This is a genomic window from Acinetobacter sp. GRABPA_MV_2 (assembly GCF_056725885.1).
In genome coordinates, this window is the sequence record NZ_JBWZNA010000011.1 from 13,031 (window position 1) to 32,648 (window position 19,618).

The 19,618-nt window shown below is 38.8% G+C and carries 18 protein-coding genes; 6 read left to right on the forward strand and 12 right to left on the reverse strand.

The annotated features are described in order from the left end of the window. Window positions 1-2 precede the first annotated feature (2 nt). Window positions 3-1,466, forward strand: coding sequence for a phospholipase D family protein (locus tag ACXM0J_RS10940; RefSeq protein ID WP_086265226.1), 1,464 nt, complete (start codon window positions 3-5; stop codon window positions 1,464-1,466). A gap of 195 nt (window positions 1,467-1,661) precedes the next feature. Here the strand turns inward: ACXM0J_RS10940 and ACXM0J_RS10945 are convergent, their stop codons facing one another. Continuing rightward, complete coding sequence (locus ACXM0J_RS10945; RefSeq protein WP_002116392.1) at window positions 1,662-2,108, reverse strand: hypothetical protein; 447 nt, start codon at window positions 2,106-2,108, stop codon at window positions 1,662-1,664. A gap of 164 nt (window positions 2,109-2,272) precedes the next feature. Between ACXM0J_RS10945 and ACXM0J_RS10950 the strand changes: the two genes are divergently transcribed. Further along, window positions 2,273-2,656: an RcnB family protein gene (locus ACXM0J_RS10950; protein ID WP_086265225.1), complete on the forward strand. Its 384-nt coding sequence runs from the start codon at window positions 2,273-2,275 to the stop codon at window positions 2,654-2,656. A gap of 38 nt (window positions 2,657-2,694) precedes the next feature. Here ACXM0J_RS10950 and ACXM0J_RS10955 read toward each other — a convergent pair whose 3' ends face one another. Beyond that, window positions 2,695-3,177 carry a phosphate-starvation-inducible protein PsiE gene (locus ACXM0J_RS10955; protein WP_086265224.1) on the reverse strand — a complete coding sequence of 161 codons (483 nt, stop codon included), beginning with the start codon at window positions 3,175-3,177 and terminating at the stop codon, window positions 2,695-2,697. 161 nt (window positions 3,178-3,338) lie between these two features. Further along, entirely contained in the window at window positions 3,339-4,049 is a 711-nt protein-coding gene (locus tag ACXM0J_RS10960; RefSeq protein ID WP_086265223.1) for a glutathione S-transferase family protein, read from the reverse strand. A gap of 123 nt (window positions 4,050-4,172) precedes the next feature. On the opposite strand from ACXM0J_RS10960, the gene ACXM0J_RS10965 reads away from it, so the two are divergent. Then, complete coding sequence (locus ACXM0J_RS10965; RefSeq protein ID WP_086265250.1) at window positions 4,173-5,051, forward strand: LysR substrate-binding domain-containing protein; 879 nt, start codon at window positions 4,173-4,175, stop codon at window positions 5,049-5,051. Window positions 5,052-5,122: 71 nt separating this feature from the next. Here ACXM0J_RS10965 and ACXM0J_RS10970 read toward each other — a convergent pair whose 3' ends face one another. The 3 genes from ACXM0J_RS10970 to ACXM0J_RS10980 all read right to left on the reverse strand — a co-directional run bounded on the left by ACXM0J_RS10970 (window position 5,123) and on the right by ACXM0J_RS10980 (window position 9,542). Further along, window positions 5,123-6,904: an acyl-CoA dehydrogenase C-terminal domain-containing protein gene (locus tag ACXM0J_RS10970; RefSeq protein ID WP_086265222.1), complete on the reverse strand. Its 1,782-nt coding sequence runs from the start codon at window positions 6,902-6,904 to the stop codon at window positions 5,123-5,125. A 167-nt stretch (window positions 6,905-7,071) separates the two neighbouring features. Beyond that, a complete protein-coding gene (locus ACXM0J_RS10975; protein WP_046811894.1) occupies window positions 7,072-8,874 on the reverse strand; it encodes an acyl-CoA dehydrogenase C-terminal domain-containing protein in 1,803 nt (600 codons plus the stop codon). A gap of 290 nt (window positions 8,875-9,164) precedes the next feature. Next, window positions 9,165-9,542 (reverse strand): hypothetical protein, encoded by a 378-nt coding sequence (locus ACXM0J_RS10980; RefSeq protein ID WP_086265221.1) that lies wholly within the window; start codon window positions 9,540-9,542, stop codon window positions 9,165-9,167. 132 nt (window positions 9,543-9,674) lie between these two features. Here ACXM0J_RS10980 and baeS point away from each other — a divergent pair, with 132 nt between their 5' ends. Both baeS and ACXM0J_RS10990 read left to right on the forward strand, forming a co-directional pair. Then, window positions 9,675-11,333: a sensor histidine kinase efflux regulator BaeS gene (gene baeS, locus ACXM0J_RS10985; protein WP_044100323.1), complete on the forward strand. Its 1,659-nt coding sequence runs from the start codon at window positions 9,675-9,677 to the stop codon at window positions 11,331-11,333. Window positions 11,334-11,354: 21 nt separating this feature from the next. Further along, complete coding sequence (locus ACXM0J_RS10990; protein WP_002116101.1) at window positions 11,355-12,041, forward strand: response regulator; 687 nt, start codon at window positions 11,355-11,357, stop codon at window positions 12,039-12,041. 69 nt (window positions 12,042-12,110) lie between these two features. On the opposite strand, the gene ACXM0J_RS10995 is transcribed toward ACXM0J_RS10990, so the two are convergent. The 3 genes from ACXM0J_RS10995 to ACXM0J_RS11005 form a co-directional block, all read right to left on the reverse strand. Next, window positions 12,111-12,692, reverse strand: coding sequence for a L,D-transpeptidase family protein (locus ACXM0J_RS10995; RefSeq protein WP_086265220.1), 582 nt, complete (start codon window positions 12,690-12,692; stop codon window positions 12,111-12,113). Between the two features lie 71 nt (window positions 12,693-12,763). Further along, window positions 12,764-14,206 (reverse strand): protein adenylyltransferase SelO, encoded by a 1,443-nt coding sequence (locus tag ACXM0J_RS11000; RefSeq protein WP_086265219.1) that lies wholly within the window; start codon window positions 14,204-14,206, stop codon window positions 12,764-12,766. Between the two features lie 99 nt (window positions 14,207-14,305). Continuing rightward, on the reverse strand, window positions 14,306-15,478 hold the full coding sequence (locus tag ACXM0J_RS11005) for an acyl-CoA desaturase (protein ID WP_016143072.1): 1,173 nt from the start codon (window positions 15,476-15,478) through the stop codon (window positions 14,306-14,308). 208 nt (window positions 15,479-15,686) lie between these two features. Between ACXM0J_RS11005 and ACXM0J_RS11010 the strand changes: the two genes are divergently transcribed. Continuing rightward, complete coding sequence (locus ACXM0J_RS11010; protein ID WP_139841474.1) at window positions 15,687-16,220, forward strand: META domain-containing protein; 534 nt, start codon at window positions 15,687-15,689, stop codon at window positions 16,218-16,220. 28 nt (window positions 16,221-16,248) lie between these two features. On the opposite strand, the gene ACXM0J_RS11015 is transcribed toward ACXM0J_RS11010, so the two are convergent. The 3 genes from ACXM0J_RS11015 to ACXM0J_RS11025 form a co-directional block, all read right to left on the reverse strand. Then, window positions 16,249-16,962: a glycerophosphodiester phosphodiesterase gene (locus ACXM0J_RS11015; protein WP_086265218.1), complete on the reverse strand. Its 714-nt coding sequence runs from the start codon at window positions 16,960-16,962 to the stop codon at window positions 16,249-16,251. A 74-nt stretch (window positions 16,963-17,036) separates the two neighbouring features. Beyond that, the gene (locus ACXM0J_RS11020; protein ID WP_002116384.1) at window positions 17,037-17,615 is read right to left on the reverse strand and encodes a cob(I)yrinic acid a,c-diamide adenosyltransferase; all 579 of its coding nucleotides are present in this window, start codon (window positions 17,613-17,615) and stop codon (window positions 17,037-17,039) included. A gap of 95 nt (window positions 17,616-17,710) precedes the next feature. Continuing rightward, window positions 17,711-19,582, reverse strand: coding sequence for a TonB-dependent receptor plug domain-containing protein (locus tag ACXM0J_RS11025; RefSeq protein ID WP_086265248.1), 1,872 nt, complete (start codon window positions 19,580-19,582; stop codon window positions 17,711-17,713). Between the last annotated feature and the right edge of the window lie 36 nt (window positions 19,583-19,618).

Consider the following 19,618-nt stretch of genomic DNA (forward strand, 5'->3'; position numbering starts at 1 on the left):
TTATGCGTATTTTTCAACGAATTCATCAAAAGTTAAATTGGTCAGGGCGTCGTTATATGGCGGTATTACTTTGCGTTGTTGCTATTGCATATGTTGCATCGGCGATTTACCACACAGTAAAACCATTACCACAAGGGATTAACTTTAGTGGCAAGCTTAGACATGCCGATGTTAAATTTTTAGCAGACAAAACTTATCTTGATGCAAAAGGGCAACAGCAGGTTGACCAGCACATCTTTGATGAAATCTTGAAAATGATTGATGAGGCAAAAACCACGATTGTGGTGGATATGTTCTTGTTTAATTCAGAAGTGGGTGACTCAAAACTCAAGCAAAGACCATTAATGCAAGAGCTAACCGATGCATTAGTAAGTAAGAAAAGACAAAATCGCCAAATTCAGATCGTTATGATTACCGACCCGATTAACTCGGTATACGGTGGTATCAGCCCTGAACACTACCGTCAGTTACGTCAGGCAGGTGTTGATGTGATTGAAACGAATTTAGCCCCTTTGCGTGCTTCTAGCCCATTCTGGTCAGGCTTCTGGTACATCTGCTGTCAAAATATTGGCAATAACCCTGAAAAGGGCTGGTTACCAAATCCATTCGGTGATGAAAAAATTACACTGCGCAGCTATTTAAACTTATTTAATTTTAAGGCCAATCACCGTAAGACTGTTGTCGTTGATACCGATGCTGGTTGGAAGTCATTGGTGACCTCAGCAAATCCACACGATGGCAGCTCTAGACACTCTAATGTCGCGTTGGTTGTAACAGGGGCGACAGCTGCTGATGTTCTTCAAACTGAAGCTGCAGTTGCACAAATGTCAGGCAGTAGCTCCCCATCGCTCATTTTAGGTGACTTTGAGAAAGACGTAACTAAACCTCAAGTGCAAGTTTTAACTGAGGGCGCAATTTATGAATCTGTATTGAAATTGATTAACTCAGCGAAGCCGAAAGAGCATCTTGATTTAAGTATGTTCTATCTATCTGAACGTAAGATTATTCAAGCACTAAAAAATGCTCAAGAACGAGGTGTTATTGTTCGTGTTTTACTCGATCCAAATAAAGATGCATTTGGTAGACAAAAGAATGGTATTCCAAACCGTCAGGTGGCTTCAGAGCTACATGCTGCTGATATTCCAATCCGTTGGTGTGATACCCATGGCGAGCAGAACCATAGCAAAATGATCTTAAAATATAATACCCAACACGCTGAGTTGATCGTAGGATCTGCCAACTTTACGGCCCGTAATTTAAAAAATTATAACCTTGAAACGGATATGTTGGTCATTGGCAAAGTTCAAGATCAAGTTTTTAAAGATGCACAAGATTACTTCAATACCTCGTGGTCAAACCTAAAAGATAGACAGATGAGTGTGGATTATGCGAAGTATGCAGATGAGTCTAAAGTGAAGTATTGGATTTATCGTTTTATGGAATGGTCAGGGTTGTCGACTTTTTAATCACTATCTTTGGAGTTTTCCAAAAAATAGCAAGATGATTGGCGACATGGATGTCGCCGTTTCACTGTGTTGCAGGGAAGCAACATCAGTGAAACAAAGGTTTTTGTCACTTTTGACCTCTCAAAAGTGAGGCATTAGCCTATACAAAAGACATAAGAACATCACTGTAAGCAAAGGCTGTGCTATAAGTCCGATTTAAGGTGCTGGCGGAATCAATTGATCCAACGCTTTATCATCAAGTTTTTCTATTTCACTCAAATCTGTCTTAATTTTCCACTGCGACTCGTCGTCAACAGGATTCGGCAAACGTGCTTCAAGCCAATCACAGACCACATCTGGAGAAAACTCCGGATGATTACACTGAATAATCCATGATAAAAAATCTTTGGCTTCACCATTCATATAAGGTGGTGGTGAAACAGGAAAGAATAATGTGGGCAGACGTTCATTCGTCGATAGGTAATTTAAAACATGACCTAGTTCTTGAACTGTTTGCCATGCAAGTGCATGCTCTACGTCAATACTGAACTTAAACCACCAAGCATGTTCGCCATCTGCTCCATGAGCCATGATACGGGCTTCTTGTACACTTGGAACTTTGCAAAAGAATTGATGAAGACGCTCAAAACTGATTTCAGACACAGCAATTGACCTAGTTTGAAAATGCTAATGGTAGCACAGATACAGATTCTTCATATTTTCTTTATAGTCATTACAAAGTTTAGCAATCAAAGCTGTTTTATTCATGGTTTCTCCTCGACTGTCTTCTAATCTAGCTCCATATCAAGATTAAAAGGAAATAGGCCATGAAAAAGCCAATCGTTCTTGTTCTTTCAACATTGATGTTAGGTATATCAGCTACCGCGATGGCTGATTCAGGTCATCGTTGGGACAATAAACATGGTAAAAACTATGATCGATATGAGCATCGTGATGACCGCCGTCATGATTATCGTAATGATCACCGAGCGCCAGTTTGGTCAAACTCTGATCGTGGTAAGCATTATGGTAACTATGTTGCTTTTAAACGTGGTGAACGTATTCCTACCCAATATCGCCATAGCCGCTATTATGTTTCGGACTGGAGAGCGCACCGTTTATATGCGCCACCACGTGGATACCATTGGGTTAAAACCCCTAATCAATACTTATTAGTAGACTCAAGACATAACATTTATCGAGTTCGTTAAATGTAATATAACAAAGGCCTCTATTTTGAGGCCTTTTTCTATGCTAACTCGTCATCTTGCGGTTGAGGGGTTTTCAAATTATTTGAGGTTTTTGCGTGTTTCTCTTTCATTACTGATGGGTAGTGCCATGAAGCAAATCGTACAACTAAAATAGATAAGGCTAAAATCAAAATTGAGCCCGTAATAATGACTTGATCAATATCCGCTTTATGATCATGTTGAATATCTGAAATGAGTAGTCGGGTTAAGGCTGTAATTGCAACATAAATAAGAAAGCGCACAGGCATATGATTGGTTTTAAAGTAAATTCCAACCATTGCTCCCAATTCCAAGTAGATAAATAATAATAAAATATCATCAATTGAAGCGTACTTTTTGACAGTCAGAATTTCAAAAACGGTATTGGCTGCCGACCATGCCACCATACACCCGATAATAAACAAGGCTAAATAATGGAAGGCTTCTACGGCGTAATGTCCGAAGCGGTCAAGTATCCGTTCGTATTTTTTAGAATCAGGCATAATGAGATCTTTTGTTTACTTCATAATATTTAGAAATTAAACAAATTTTGTGCCAATGGAAATAGTAAATATAAAATAAAAAACGCCTGATTATTCAGGCGTTTTTATGACGATTTAATTCAAGTCAAGTATTGAGGTGAGATCTACTATAAATACAAAGACTATTTCAAATTTTTATATTGTTGAATGACATCTTCAAAGAGAATATGGCCTAAAAAGTTACCTGTACTCTTTACGGATTGTTCTTGTTCAATTGCATGTGCAAATTTAACCGCTGCCTCATTTTGTAATTGTTCATAAAGTCGTTCGCAGTTTGGAAATTGATCAATATCAATAACATTATGATATTTCAACCATCGTGCGATACCTGCGTAGTATCCGTCTACAAAAGACAATTGATCGCCCATTAGCCAAGTTTGATTTATCAGGCTATTTTCTAAAGCGGTAAATGCTTTTTTAACTTGGACTGCTCCATATTCACGTAATGCTTGTTTATTACTTTCTGATGAAGAGTGTTCAAGACTATACCAGAGTGGGCTAAATGCATTGAATAAAGTCGTATTCAAAAAAGCTAGTTTCTGATTAAAAAGATTAAATTGTTCTGTTCCTTGCTCATAATGAAAAGCCGCATTCAGGCTTTTTGCCATGATATGGTTCAAGATAGCCATGCTTTCCGTTAAAACTTTACCATTATCGTAGAGCAATGCAGGTGTTTCACAGACTTGATTAATTTGGCGGTATTCCTCGGTATTACACTGAGCCGGCATCTCGATTCTACAGAGCTGATAAGGTAAACCTGACCATTCCAAGGCAACAATTGAACCAAATGAGCAGCCAGAAGGGACGCCATAAAATAAAGTGAAAGTAGACATGATGATTACTCTTTTGTGATGTGTAAAATCATCTTAAGTCGCCAGAAAAGTTTCTAGTAGTTAGGTATTATGAAACTTATTGTCTACATATATGGACATTGAAGAATGCTACTTAGACAAAACTTGAATGATGTTTATCTCTTTGTTGTTGCTGTAGAACATCAAGGATTTTCTGCCGCAGCTAAACAGCTCAATTTACCTAAATCAACAATCAGTAAGCGTGTTGCAATATTAGAAAAAAAGCTAGGCTTAACGTTAATTCACCGTAGTTCGCGTAGTTTTGTTTTAAGCGAAGCAGGAAAACTGTTTTATCAACATGCCAAAAATGCAGTAGATGAGTTTCGTTATGCAGAAGAAAATTTATTAATACAACAACAAGAGCCAAGTGGTGTAGTCCGGTTGAGTGCTTCTGTACCTATTGCTCAGTATCTTTTATCAGATTGTTTGCCTGAACTTGCGGAACGTTATCCTAAGTTATTATTACAAGTAGAGGTAACTGATCGTTACGTTGATGTTATGAGTGAAAACTTTGATATCGTGATCCGTAGTCATTTTCAACCATTACCGGATTCCGGATTAATTCAACGTGTACTTAAAAATGATAAAATTATTGCTGTTGCAGCACCTACTTATTTAATGGACACAGCCTCAATTAATTCACCACAAGATTTAGTGGACCATCAAGGCTTATGGCCTGAGTTGCAAATGAATCCATGGCATTTTCAAAATATAAATGGTCAGAAAGAAATAGTACGGCCAAATACTCGCTTTGTAGCAAATGAATCGGAGACGTTGAAGGGGGCTGCAAAAAGGGGATTGGGTATTACACTTTTACCTGAAACTTTTTGTATTCATGAATTATCGAGTGGAAGTTTAATTAATGTTTTGCCAGATTGGTCTGCCGGTAGTGTAACGACCAGTTTATTAATGCTAACAAGACGAGGGCTTTTACCAAGTGTTAATATTACCGCCGAATTCTTGGTCGAGAAGCTAAAAACTTAAAAGTTATTCTTGTTTTTATGATCAGAAACAAAAAACGCCTGATTATTCAGGCGTTTTTATGAAGAGCTTAATTAAGCTTGATTTGTAAAGTAATCTTCACTAAAGCCCATAATTAAGTCAGAACCAGCTTTGATTTTAGCAATACGCGCATCAATATCAGGCAAAATACGTTCAACAAAATACTGAGCTAAAGCAAGTTTATTTTGGTAGAAATCACCAGACTTATCTTTTGCTGCTGCTGCAATTTTTGCAAACATGTATGAGAAGCTGAGTAAACCGACAGCATGTAAATAATCAACCGCAGCTGAGTTCGGGAATTCTACATTTTCAGCAGCTTGCTCAATAATAAACTGAGTGATTGCTTCGATTTCAGTTGCAGCATCTAAAGTTGCATCTTTAATAAAGTTTAAATCCGCATCTAATGTATTTGCAAAGTCACGAATTTCAGTGATGTATTCCGCGATGAAAGCACCGCCACATTTAATGGTTTTACGACCAATTAAATCTTGAGATTGAACGCCGTTGGTTCCTTCGTAGATTTGAGCAATACGAAGGTCACGAATACATTGCTCCATACCCCATTCACGGATATAACCGTGGCCACCAAATACCATTTGAGCATCTAAAGCCGCTTGGAATGCTGTATCTGTGAGGTAAGCTTTTGCAATTGGAGTTAAAAGCGCAACGCGGTCATTGGCTTTTTTCACTGCTGCTGCATCAGTTGAGAATTTAGTAATATCGAGTTGTTGACCTACATAAACTGCAAATGCACGAGATGCTTCATTGTTTGCACGTACGTTTAACAACATACGACGTACATCACCATGCACTAAAATGCTGTCAGCAGGTTTGTTTGGTGATTGAACACCAGCTGCACTACGACCTTGTAAACGGTCAGTCGCGTATTGAGCAGCATTTTGATATGCAAATTCAGATGCGCCTAAACCTTGAATACCCATTGATAAACGTTCGTAGTTCATCATAACGAACATTGCTGCAAGACCTTCGTTTTCTTTACCAACGAGGTAACCTTTAGCTCCATCAAAGTTCATTACACAAGTTGCAGATGCTTTGATACCCATTTTATGTTCAATTGAACCTGGGCCAACATGGTTACTGTCGCCTAAAGAACCATCTTCATTTACAAGGTATTTCGGTACGATAAATAACGAGATACCACGTGAACCAGCAGGGGCATCTGGAGTTTTAGCAAGTACTAAGTGAATGATGTTTTCTACTAGATCGTTGTCACCGCCAGTGATGAAGATTTTAGTACCTGTAATGTTATAAGTGCCGTCTTCATTACGTTCAGCTTTAGTTTTGATAATACCTAAGTCAGTACCTGCATGTGGCTCAGTTAAGCACATGGTGCCTGACCATTCACCTGAATAAATCTTAGGTAAATAAGTCTCTTTTTGCTCTTGAGATGCGTAGCTGTTTAAAGCCATACCTGCACCCACTGAAAGAAGCGGGTAAAGCATAAATGATGGGTTTGTCGCAAATAACATTTCATCAGAAAGAACGGTGAGCATTTTTGGCATGCCTTGACCGCCCCATTCTTCATCGGCACCTAAGCCAATCCAACCACCTTCTGCATATTGACGAAATGCATCTTTAAAACCAGCTGGTGTGAATACTTCGCCGTTTTCATAGCGAGCGCCTTCTTCGTCACCGGTACGGTTTAATGGATGAGTCACGTTCTGAGCAAATTTAGCCATTTCTTCTAAAATTGCTTCAGCTGTTGCAGCATCTACATGAGCGAGTTTCTCATTAGACTGCCAAAATTGTTCTGCTTTAAATACATCATTTAAGATGAATTTCATATCAGCTAAAGGAGCATTGTAAATTGGCATAATCGTTCACCTTTTTTGTGCACATTGGCCTGTGCTAGATATCCTGTAAAACGAAATGGATATGGAATTTAAAGTGTAAATTTATCATTGATTTTATAAAAAAAGGACCGTCAAAACTGAGCAGTCCTTTTTTGTTTTTTAACATTGCATATCGCAACTAACTATGGTTAGAAAGCGAAATGTTCAGCGTCTAATGACATTAATGGATCTAGACCACCAGCGATCACATCTACATGAGAACGTACACGTGGCAAGATTTTCTTGAAGTAGAAACGAGCAGTAGTTACTTTCGCATTGTAGAAGTCAACATCGGTTGTACCTTCTGCCAATTTCTCTTGTGCTACAAGCGCCATACGAGCCCATAGGTAAGCTAAAGTGATATAACCTGCGAAGTATAGGTAATCTACAGCAGCAGCACCGACTTCATCTGGGTTTTGCATCGCACGCATACCAATTTGCATAGTAAGATCGCCCCATTCTTTGTTAAGTGCCGCAAGCGGTTCAACAAATTCTTTCATAGCAGCGTTGTCTTTGTTTGCTTCTACGAATTTATGGATGATCTTAGTGAAGTCACGTAGCATTGCACCTTGAGTTTGCAATACTTTACGACCTAACAAATCAAGTGCTTGAATTTCGGTTGTACCTTCATATAAGCAAGCAATACGTGTATCACGTACGATTTGCTCCATGCCATGCTCAGAAATAAAGCCATGACCACCGAAGACTTGTACACCGTGCTTAGCAGATTCAGAACCTGTTTCAGTTAAGAATGCTTTTGCAATTGGAGTCAATAAAGACAAGATGTTGTCAGCAAACTTACGCTCTTCTTCAGTTTCGCCTTTTTCAACGATATCTGCGTATTGAGCAAGTAAGTAAACAAGAGCACGCCCGCCTTCAGCAAACGCTTTTTGAGTTAAAAGCATGTTACGAACAGCAGGGTGAACGATAATAGGATCTGCTTCTTTTTCTGGAGCTTTAGGACCAGAAAGTGAACGCATTGCTAAACGTTCTTTCGCGTAAGTCAACGCACCTTGGAAAGATGATTCAGACGCTGCTAAACCTTGAACAGCAGTACCAATACGTGCTGTGTTCATGAAGGTGAACATACAGTTCAAACCACGGTTTTCAGGTCCAATCAAGTAACCTTTAGCTTGGTCAAAGTTAATGACACAAGTCGCGTTACCGTGAATACCCATTTTGTGTTCGATAGAACCACAACGTACCGCATTACGTTCACCAATAGTTCCATCTGCATTTACATTGAATTTAGGAACGATGAATAATGAGATACCTTTAGTACCTTTTGGTGCACCAGGTAGGCGAGCAAGAACGATATGGATGATGTTCTCAGCCATGTCATGTTCACCAGCAGAGATAAAGATTTTCTCGCCAGAGATTGCATAGCTACCATCTGCATTTGGTTCTGCTTTAGTGCGGATAATACCTAAATCTGAACCTGCATGAGACTCAGTTAAACACATCGTACCTGTCCAAACACCTGAAACAAGGTTTGGTAAATAAGTATTTTTTTGTTCATCAGAACCGTGATGTTCTAATGTACGTACAGCTCCGTGAGACAAGCCTGGGTACATGCCCCATGCCCAGTTCGAGCTACCTACCATTTCAGAAATTGCAATACCTAAAGAGTTAGGTAAGGCCTGACCACCGTATTGTTCTTCAGCTGATAAAGACGGAAAGCCAAGTTCAATATATTTTTGATAAGCTTCTTTAAAACCTGTTGGAGTAGTGACTACGCCATCATTCCAAGTACAACCTTCGCGGTCGCCAACTTGGTTTAAAGGAGAAAGTTCATTTTCACAGAAGTCAGCAGCAGCTTCTAAATATTGATCAACCAATTCACGGCTTACGTTACCTTGGAAATCAGGTAATTTTGCATAGTGTTCTTCAGCATTTAATAATTCATGCAAAACAAATTGCATATCACGTAAGGGCGCTTTGTATTGTGGCATATCGGGTTCCTCAATACTGGTGAAACCAGAGTTATAATCTTAATCTATGAGAATGTGCCATGAGGCACCTTGGACTATTACATCGTGCAACAACTTGCATAACTGCACAAGCACCTCAGGACCTTTACTTTGTGACTGCAAAGTCAAGAAAAAAATGCTTAAACTAGCTAAGTGCTTTGAGTGTAAACACTTTTGGTTATGTTTATATGATACAAATAGTCAAAATCGTAAACAGTTATGTATAAACAAAAAGGCGCCTATAGGCGCCTTTTTGTTTCATAATTTTAGAATTATTTTGCTGGAGCTGGTACTGGAGCAGGAGCGTTAACTGGTGGTTGAGGGCGCTTTGGTTCAAAACGAAGGTTACAAGTACCTTCAAGTGTCTTATCTCCAACTTGAACATTTACTGTTTGTCCATTCGCTTTACCATCACATGCTTTTTGGATTTGTTCAAAGCGAGCTTGACGTTCTGCGCGGCGCTGTTCCCATGCAGCTTTTTGTTCTGGAGTGAACTCACGGTGCTTCATACGGTGGTGACCCTCACGTGGGCCATCTTTCATCATTCCACGCTCTGGTTTAGGTGGTTGAGTTGTCGATTGACATGCAGCCAAACTTCCCATTGTTACAATTGCCGCACTGAATAATGCAATTTTTGCCGTCATTTTCATATCTAAAGCCCTTTAATGTTGTGTTTACTGATGGGTTAAAGATTAGATAATAAAGATGTAGAAACAATGGAGAGTTTTTCTTTTCGTTGTTGGTTACAATGCAAAATATAGGGTAAAAATGAGAGAGTGCTTTTGAACGTTCTACGTGTTCCCATTGCATTACGGTTATTTTTGACAGTCTTGCTCACCACATTGCTTATTGCGACGGCAAGCTTGAGCGTTTTGCACTGGACAATGCAAAAGAACTTTGCCAAATACGTGGCTGACGTTGAAATGCAGAAGCTAGATCGTCTCATTACCAATTTGGGTGATGTCTATACCGTGTACCATGATTGGGGAAATGCGATTCAGGCACAGATTTTACAAATCGAAGGTACGGCAGCTCCTGACGACTATGATCGTCTCTCACAGTGGTGGCTTCGTCGCCAATATGATATTGCCATACAGCAGCATTCTTTCGATGAACATGCCCTTATTAATATTTCACCGCAAGTTGCACCGACCAATAAAAATACTATTTTTAGTGATGAAGAGTTAAGAACGCTTGAGCAAAATTTACCTTCTCAATATCAACCCTTTGAAGGGCTAAGATTCCCGTTAAGTGCAAACCAGTTTCGTCCAAGTGATGATAAAAATAAGTCAAAGAAGGGAAGCCTAAAAGATATTGAAACCCAAAATGGGAAGAAGCGTTTTATTGCTTTGCCAGACCGTTTGGGTTTGAGTTCCCGTTTATCTTTATATGATGCACGGCACCAGTTTGTTGTAGGTGAACCGCCTTCTTCAGATCAGATGTCATTTCGCCCGATTATTTTAAACAATCAAGTTGTTGGATATTTAGGTTTAAAGCCAGTTTTAGATAAAGAAGATGCTTTGAGTATTAATTTCTTTAGTAATCAAAAGCGTTATTTACTCTTAATTTATGCTTTAACTTTACTATCAAGTCTAGTTGCAGCGCTGTTAATGGCGACTTATTTTAAAAAGCCAATTCAGCGTTTATTAAATGCAACGAATGAATTAACCAAAGGAAATTATCAACATCAAGTAGTCATTAAGCGAAATGATGAGTTAGGTGATTTATCAACTCAATTGAACCATTTGGCAGAGATTTTACATCAGCATGAAGAGTCACGACGTCAATGGGTGGCCGATACTTCTCATGAGTTAAAAACTCCTTTGGCTGTATTGCAAGCGCAAATTGAAGCGATGCAAGACGGGATTCGAAAAGCAACCCCTGAACATTTAGATGCAATGATGCGTCAGGTTTCAAGTCTGAAAAAATTGACCCAAGACCTTGCAGACTTAGCGCAGGCAGATGCTCAGCAGCTTAAGTGTTATTTGAGTTCTGTAAATCCATGGGAAGTGGTATTACAAGAAGTTGAAAACTTTAAACCCAAACTTGAGCAGGCTGGTCTCGAAATTCAAGTTGAAGGAACAAGTTCTCCGCTATTATTAGACCGTGATCGGTTTAAACAGATTATTGTTAATTTAATTAGTAATAGTATTCGTTACACAGAAACAGGTGGCAAAATTCATATTCATACAAGTCAGACTCCTCAAGAGTGGACGTTATATGTCGATGATAGTCCTTATGGTTTAAGTGATGAGCAGTTATCCCGTTTAGGTGAACGTTTCTATCGCGTAGATGATTCGCGTACGCGTAGTACAGGTGGAACAGGGCTGGGCTTAGCTTTGTCTTGTAAGATTGCGCAGGCGCTTGGTGGTACACTCAGTTTTGAACATTCACCATTAGGTGGTTTACGTTGTGTACTTACTTTTAAAAAGCAGAGTTAAATATAAAAGGAAAAATATCTCATGAAACATGTGATGTTGGTTGAAGATGAAGTCGAATTAGCGCATTTGGTGCGTGATTATCTTGAAGCTGCCGGTTTTGAAGTAAGTATGTTTCATGATGGTCAAGATGCCTATGCGAGTTTCCAGCAACGTAAACCTAATTTAATGATTCTGGACTTAATGGTTCCACGAATGGATGGTTTAACGATTTGCCGTAAAGTTCGTGAACAGTCAGACTTACCGATTATTATGGTCACTGCCCGTACCGAAGAAATTGACCGAGTATTAGGTCTTAACATGGGTGCTGATGATTATGTATGTAAGCCATTTAGTCCGAAAGAGTTAGTTGCTCGTGTACAAGCTGTGCTACGTCGTTTAGAGCGTAAGGCCGAGCCTGAGCAAAATGATTCTTTCCGCATCGATAAAGCACAACAAAGAATTTGGTATCAACAAAAATCGTTGAGCTTAACGCCAACCGAATTTCGCTTACTTGAGCTATTTTTAGAGCATGTGGGGCAAGTTTATTCACGTGCACAATTATTGGATCACATTAATCCGGACAGCTTTGATGTTGCCGATCGTGTGATTGACAGCCATATTAAAAACTTGCGCCGAAAAATTAGTGAAGCGGCTGAAACTGGTAACCGCCATGAGTGGATTCAAGCAGTTTATGGTGTAGGTTATCGCTTCGAATATCCTGAAGAGTAAGTCTTTATAAAAGTTATTCTGTGGATAACCACAATGTTATCCACAGAAAATGTGGATAGTTTTAAAGAGTTATGGATAAATTATAATCTTGGTGTGATTAGGCACTAATTGCCAAATTTCATCTATATCTACATTTCTAACAGCGATACATCCTAAGGTCCAATCCTTATGGGGCATATAATTCGAGCTAAAAGGCATCGATAGTAAGGATTTTGGAACGGATCCATGAATCATGATATCTCCTCCCGTTGGTTGATTATGTTGCTTGGCATAAGCAATATCTTTCGCATCGGGATAGGAAATATGCAGAGATTTATAGTACGCACTTTTGGAGTTTCGCCAATCTATAGAATAAATTCCTTCAGGTGTTTTACCATCATTTTCAAAGTGTTTATGTCCTTTAGGATTAAAGCCGAGACGAATCGGATATTGCCGAATTACCTCTTCATTATTTTTAAGTAGAAGTAGGCGTTGGTTTTTAAACACTTCAATTGAGGTAACTGGCTTGGTCTTTATAAGTTCTAATATTTCTTCTTTTGAGAGCGCTTGATGGCTTGAGGTAAAAGTCGGTAAATATTTTTCATAATTATAAAAAGCGATTCCCAGTGGAACTATAAGAAGTGTGCAAATAATGATGGAGCTAATTTTCATATATTATTTTTTATACTCAATGAACTCTCTTAAGTGTTAAGAATGACTTAAGAGAGTTTAGTTTTTTAATATTAAGATGAACAGCTTACTGCTACATCTGGAACATCACTTGGTAACGGCCCTAAATCTTGTGGTTGCTCAAGCTCTGGTTGTCTTGTGTAAGGATGATTAAGTAGTTTAAATAAACGATCTACTTCACTAAAATCATCGCGTTCAGCTGCTTCAATAGCGCGCTGCGCCATGTGGTTCCGTAAAACATAAACTGGATTTGCTTTTTGCATATTGGCATCCAGCTCATCAGTATCTTGATGTTCACGAATGCTTTCATATTGGCTAAGAAACTCATCAAACTGTCTAATATCAAGACAGTCATCTCGTAAAGCTTTGTATTCTTTATTTTGAAGACGAATAAAACTTTGAGTGTAATCGAGTTTTTCAGTTTGTAAGATTCTTAAAAACGCAAAACTACAATCAAGGCTGTCTTTATGGAAATGAGGAAGACCCATTTTTTGACATAAACCTTGTCCATAGTGTTCTAAAAAGATTGGTTCAAATTGTTCTAAGCAACGTGCTAACTCTTCTTTGAACTCATCTTTTTGCTCAGGTTCAGCGAGAGGGATTAAGTTATTTAACCACGTCCATAAGTTCCAATGGCCTATACTCGGTTGATTTTGATAAGTATAACGACCTTGGTAATCTGAGTGATTGTTGATCCAGTTGGGGCGGAATCGCTCCATAAAACCATATGGCCCAAAATCGAGTGTTGAGCCGGTAATATTTAAGTTATCAGTATTCATCACACCATGAGCAAACCCAACCAATTGCCATTTTGCAATCATGATCGCAGTACGCTCAACCACCTTTTTGGCAAAAGATAAAGTTGGATTTTCGGTTTCTAGGCATTCTGGATAATGCCATTCAATACATTTTTGAGTGAATTCTGACAGCAATTCAGGAGCATATTGATTAATCCATTCAAAGTGCCCTAAACGAATATGGCATTCAGATGTTCTGAGTAGCATTGCGCCTAACTCTAATTTTTCACGCTGTACGCCTTGAGTCGAGGTTGTGAAACCGACTGCATGACTAGATGCGACGCCTAAAGCATTTAAAGCATGTCCGGCTAAATATTCACGTACCACAGAGCGTAATACTGCTCGTCCATCCCCCATTCTTGAATAAGGGGTAGGGCCTGCACCTTTGAGGTGTAGATCGATGGTTTGACCCTTTGTATTGAGTATTTGCGCAATCAGTAAGCCACGCCCATCTCCGAGTTGTCCTGCCCATTGTCCGAATTGGTGACCCGCATAGACCATTGCCAAAGGTGGAAATTCAGGGAATGTACGCTGTCCACTACAGATCTCAACCCATGCATTTTTATCGTCTTCTGACCATTGTAGTTCATCAGCCAAAGCACTGTTAAAATGTCCTACTTTTGCACCACGTAAAGGTGATGGCTGCTGAACATGAAATAATTTAGACGGAAGTGAAGGGTAGAGCGGATTAAACTGCATAGGCTTAGCAAAATAGAAAGAGCAGATTTCACTATACCATAGTTAAAAAGCAGGCATAAAAATAGCTCCCGAAAGAGCTATTTTAGTTCAGAATTTATTTTAGTCTGACACCACATTGGTATTCTTTTTAACACTACGCATGAGTGTTTCTAAGCATTCACGGTGATGACTTAGACGATGTTCAAGCAATTGAAAATCAACTTTAAGCTTATGATCCATTCTATGAATCTTTTCAGCCATTGCTGCTTTTTTAGCTTGTAACTCTTGTTCTTTAAGTTTTGCCCAATCATTTAAGGTGTGTGTAAATGCTTCGTACTCTTGTGCAATACGTTGCTTCATTTGAGTAATGTCTGCATTTACATCATGACCATAAATAGCGAGGTCTTGTTCAGCGTATTTAAATTTCATCGCCAGTTCTGCTTTCTTAATATTAAAGCTTGGAATACGACGTAAATTTTTAGCTAAACCAATTTTAGAACATGACCAGATCAACCATTTAGTTGGGTCATATTGCCACCATTTCACACCATTACGATAGTCGTATTGGAAGATATGGTGATAGTTGTGGTAACCCTCGCCCCAAGTGGCAATGGCTAACCAGAAATTATCACGTGCTGAGTTTTCGTCTGTATAAGGACGTTTACCAAACATATGACAAAGTGAGTTAATAAAGAATGTAACTTGATGGCTAATGATTAAACGTACTAGACCACCCAAGAGTACTACACCCCATAGGTCGCCAGTTGCCCAACCGATTAAGCCTAAAATACCAACATGAACAGCAACTACGAGTAAACCATAGTATTTATGCTGGAACATGACCAATTTATCATTGAGTAGGTCTGGTGCATTTTTAAAGTCTGGCTCAGATGGTGAATGATCACGGATCATCCAACCCATATGCGCATACCAAAAACCACGCTCAATTGAATATGGATCTTCATCAACATCATCAACATGTCGATGGTGAGTACGGTGACCAGATGCCCAGAACAAAATACTATTTTGCACGGCAAATGTTCCACCGATCATTAAAAGAATTTTAAGCGGTAACGACGCTTCATAAGCTCGGTGAGCCCAAAGGCGATGGTAACCAGCAGTAATCCCCATACTACTTAGAGCTAAAAGAAAAAATAAGCTTACCCATGCGCTTACACTAAAATCATAATAATACGCATAAATCGGGATTATTATTGCGGCAAGAATTGGTAAACCAATTAAGGTAATGCTAGCGGTCCAGTTAATTGGGGCTTTGAGTGGGGCGGAAGTCATATCCGGCAGCGCTCCTAGAATCCTTGTGAAACAAGGTACAAAGACAAAACGACATAGCAAAACCAATCATCAAGATATATTGCTATTCTATCCTTCATATTAGCACGTGCTTAGTGAGAATCACTAGCATTATTGTACAGATGTATTGAAAGAACCGTAACAGAATTAAACTATGTCAAAGAGTTTTTCAAGCAGGAGAAGTTGTTTAATGAACGTACAACGATTGAAAAAAAAGAACAGCATTGATATTGCAAGAAAATTATCATTGAAATGTGTCTTGGTCACAATCAGTCTTGTATTAGCCGCATGTCAAAGTGCACCCGAACAAAGTACGAAAAAAGTTCAAACAAAAAGAACAGCTCATCAGACTCAAGCACCTGTTGTAAAAAAGAGAGTGAGTCCAGATGGCATTCAAGATATTGATTGGCAGATCACTCAGATCAGTGGTCATAAGGCAAAATTCTTTAACCAATGGCCAACTCTTTCACTGAACTCAGCAGTCAAAACAGTATCGGGCCATACTGGCTGTAATGCTGTTTTTGGTCGTTATACCTTTAATTTCAGTCAGCAAAAACTTGATATGCAAGTAAATGCAGGTCATACAAGCTGTGATGGTGCTTTGGCTCAAGAAGCAGAGCTGGTAGATGCTTTGCAACGTATTCAACGCTTTCAACTCGTAGGTAATACGCTATATCTACTTGACCAGAGTGGTCAGCGCCTCATTCAGGCACAAAAGAAATAAAAGGTGGTTTTTACCACCTTTTTTATATTTATAGGGCTTGTAACATCGTGGTTGGAATATCTGTAATTAAGCCCTGAACCTCTAAATCACGCAGCCTTTTTGCTCTTTCTACATCATTTACTGTCCAGACACTGATGTTCAAATCAGCTTGATGTGACAATTGAATCATTTCATCTGTTGCAAGCTGGTCGTGCCAACCAATATGACCGCAACCATATTGATGCGCGAGTTTAATTGCCGTTGCCCCAACTGGAAGCTCAACTAACAATCCGCGTTTAAATTGAGAGTTTATATCGCGTAAAGCAGTTAGAATTTGAAGATCAAAACTTGTGATGGTTACGACTTTCTCAAAGCCCTGTAATTCCATCTCAAGCTTTTGAACGAGTTGTTCGGCTAACGCCATATCTCTTACAGCTTTAACCTCAACTTCAATATGATCGAAATTATCAAGTAAGTTTAAAACACCTGTAAGGGTCGGTGTTGGTTCAGAAGTTGGCCAATTGGGCCAGCTTTGACGATGATCGAATGACAACGCTTGAGCCAAAGTCGACTGCTCTACAACTTGATCGACTCCAGATGTACGTAAAAAACTGTCATCATGAATAACAACTAACTCTTGGTCTTGAAGCTGACGAATATCAAATTCGACACCACGAATACCTAAGTCTTTTATGTGCTGAAACCCACCTAACGTGTTTTCAGGAGCTTCTCGGCGTGCACCACGGTGACCAATAATGCGCATAATTTTCTTCTATGAAATCTTTTGATTATGGTCTCTTTAAAAAGAGCAGAGACCATGTTTAATCTAATCTATTTTTAAATAATCTCATTAATATTTTTTTGCCAAAGTACTTCTTGTCCGCCTTCGGCACGCTGTAAAGCACGCGATGCGACAAATAGCCAATCAGATAGACGGTTTAAAAGTTGAAGTGCTGTAGCTTGAATATTTTGATCACGAGTTTGCACCGACATGAGTGATCGCTCTGCACGACGACAAACGGCACGAGCTTGATGAGCATAGCTACAAGATAAAGAACCAGATGGTAGAATAAACTCCTTAAGCATCGGTAAGTCTTCATTCATACGGTCAATTTCTTTTTCAAGAAATTCAATACAAACGGGCTGGAGTAGATTGTAATTTGGAATACAAACCTCTCCACCTAAATCAAAAAGCCAATGTTGAATCAGACTTAAGCTTTTATCCCAATCAGCCTTATTAGTTACTTGACTAGCTGTGATTTGAGCACGAAGTACCCCAATAATGGCGTTGAGTTCATCAACATCACCAAGTGCCGTAATTCGTAAATCATCCTTGGCAACACGAGAACCATCGCCTAAACCTGTGGTACCTGAATCGCCTGTGCGTGTATAGATTTTGCTTAAACGGTGTCCCATGATGGATATCCTGAACATAAAAAAGGGATAATGTCGGTCAGAACATTACCCCGAAACTGGAGTTAAGAAAATATTTTTATAATGAGGGTGAAAAATTAATAACGGAAAGTTACGCCAACAGAAGCTTGGCGACCACCGTTGATATACCAGTATTCCGGAGAGAATGACGATTGAGCATTATATGCAGTGTTATAACGTACATCACCAATATTCTGGATGTTTGTAAATAACTTGATATTTGGATTCATATTCCAAAAAGCATTTAAATCAATAGTTGCATAACCTGGAACTTTAACTGAGTTTTCAATATTTTGTGCGTTTGCTTTAGAACGTGAGACTAGAGAAGCATTCACCCCATAAATACCATCATCATAGCCTGCAGTTAAAGTATATGTTTGACGGGGACGATAAGGGGCATCTATGTCTTTATCTTTATCTCTAGCTTCTACATAAGCGTATTCAGCATTAACAAAGATATTCTCCTTAGACCACTTGAAACCGATTTCACCACCTTTCATATCAGCTTTATTTGAGTTGATATATGTTGTTTTACCATTTATAGCACCATAACTAATTAAATTTTTAACATCTGTATAGTAGCCAGAAAGATAGGCAGAAATGCCATAATTAAATTTCTGATCTATACCAATTTCATATGACTTGCTTTCTTCAGGTTTTAGATCAGGATTACTATAAAAATCATAGCCGTAAGAGCCATATAGATGTTCAAGAGTTGGTGCTTTGAATGCAGTACCAATGTTAGTGTAGATACTTGTTAGAGGCGAGATTTGATAACGAATAGCAGCTTGTCCAACAGTATGGGTACCAAACCAATCATTATCTTCAACTCGAACACCAACCTGAGTGTGAATACCATTATTGTTATATTGATGTTGTAAATAATAGCCTGTAGAACTGATATCTCTTACCGCTTCAGGAGATGAGCTAGCATCATATTTTGATCTATTGTATGTAACACCCCCTAAAATATTCTGATTTGGTACAAAATTCCATTTGGCATTTATGTCCCCTTCATCAGAGGTCGTATTAAAGTGGCTTTGATAAACTACTTGTTCGGTTTTATCAAGATAGTGAGAATAACGTGCGTTTAAGACCAAATCAGAAGAAGCCTTATAACTAGCCAACCAATTTACTAGACGATTTTCAAAATTACGTTTTGCATTATTCGTTGAATAGTTCGTAGTATAGTTATTCGTACCTTGATTTTGGTCAATTGCTAAGCTTGTGTTAATTACATCATTACTATAACCAACTTTTGCATTATATCCTTTTTGGTCAAATGCTGCTTTTTCACTTTTATCTTGTATATTGATAATACTAGTACCATCAGTCTCCATCCGTTGACCACCGATACTTGCGTAAAAACCACTGTCATCTACATAATCTGCATTTACAAGTGTCTTATAAGTACGGTTTTCACCATACACACCTGTTAAACTTGCTCCAGATTTTGTTGGATTATTTGAAATTAGTTGTACTACGCCACTAATAGCATCTGAACCATATTGAACAGATGCTGGGCCTTTTAAAATTTCGATTTGGTCTACATCTGATAGGTTAATAAATTCAGGTAAAACAGGACCTAAGCCATTTTGAGTATTTAAGCGAGCGCCATTTTTCAATAATAATGTCGAACCCGTTTGCCCACCGCGTAAAGATAGGTCTGTGAGCTGACCAACGCCACCAGATTGCTTTATATAAATAGATGCATCTTTTTGTAATACATCAGATAAATTTAAAACAGGGTTTTTTTCAATTTCATGTTTAGAGATTACAGAAATACGCGCCGGAACTTCACTTGCTTTTTCAGCACTTTTTGAAGCAGTTACCACAATTGGATCGAGCTGAGTTGCGTTTGTTGTATCTTCAGCAAAAATAACAGATGAAAACCCCATCGCAATAGCGATAGCCCATACTAGACGAGTAGGTTGAAAAGACTTAGACATAACATGCTCCATACATTCACCCCACGTGAATGATCG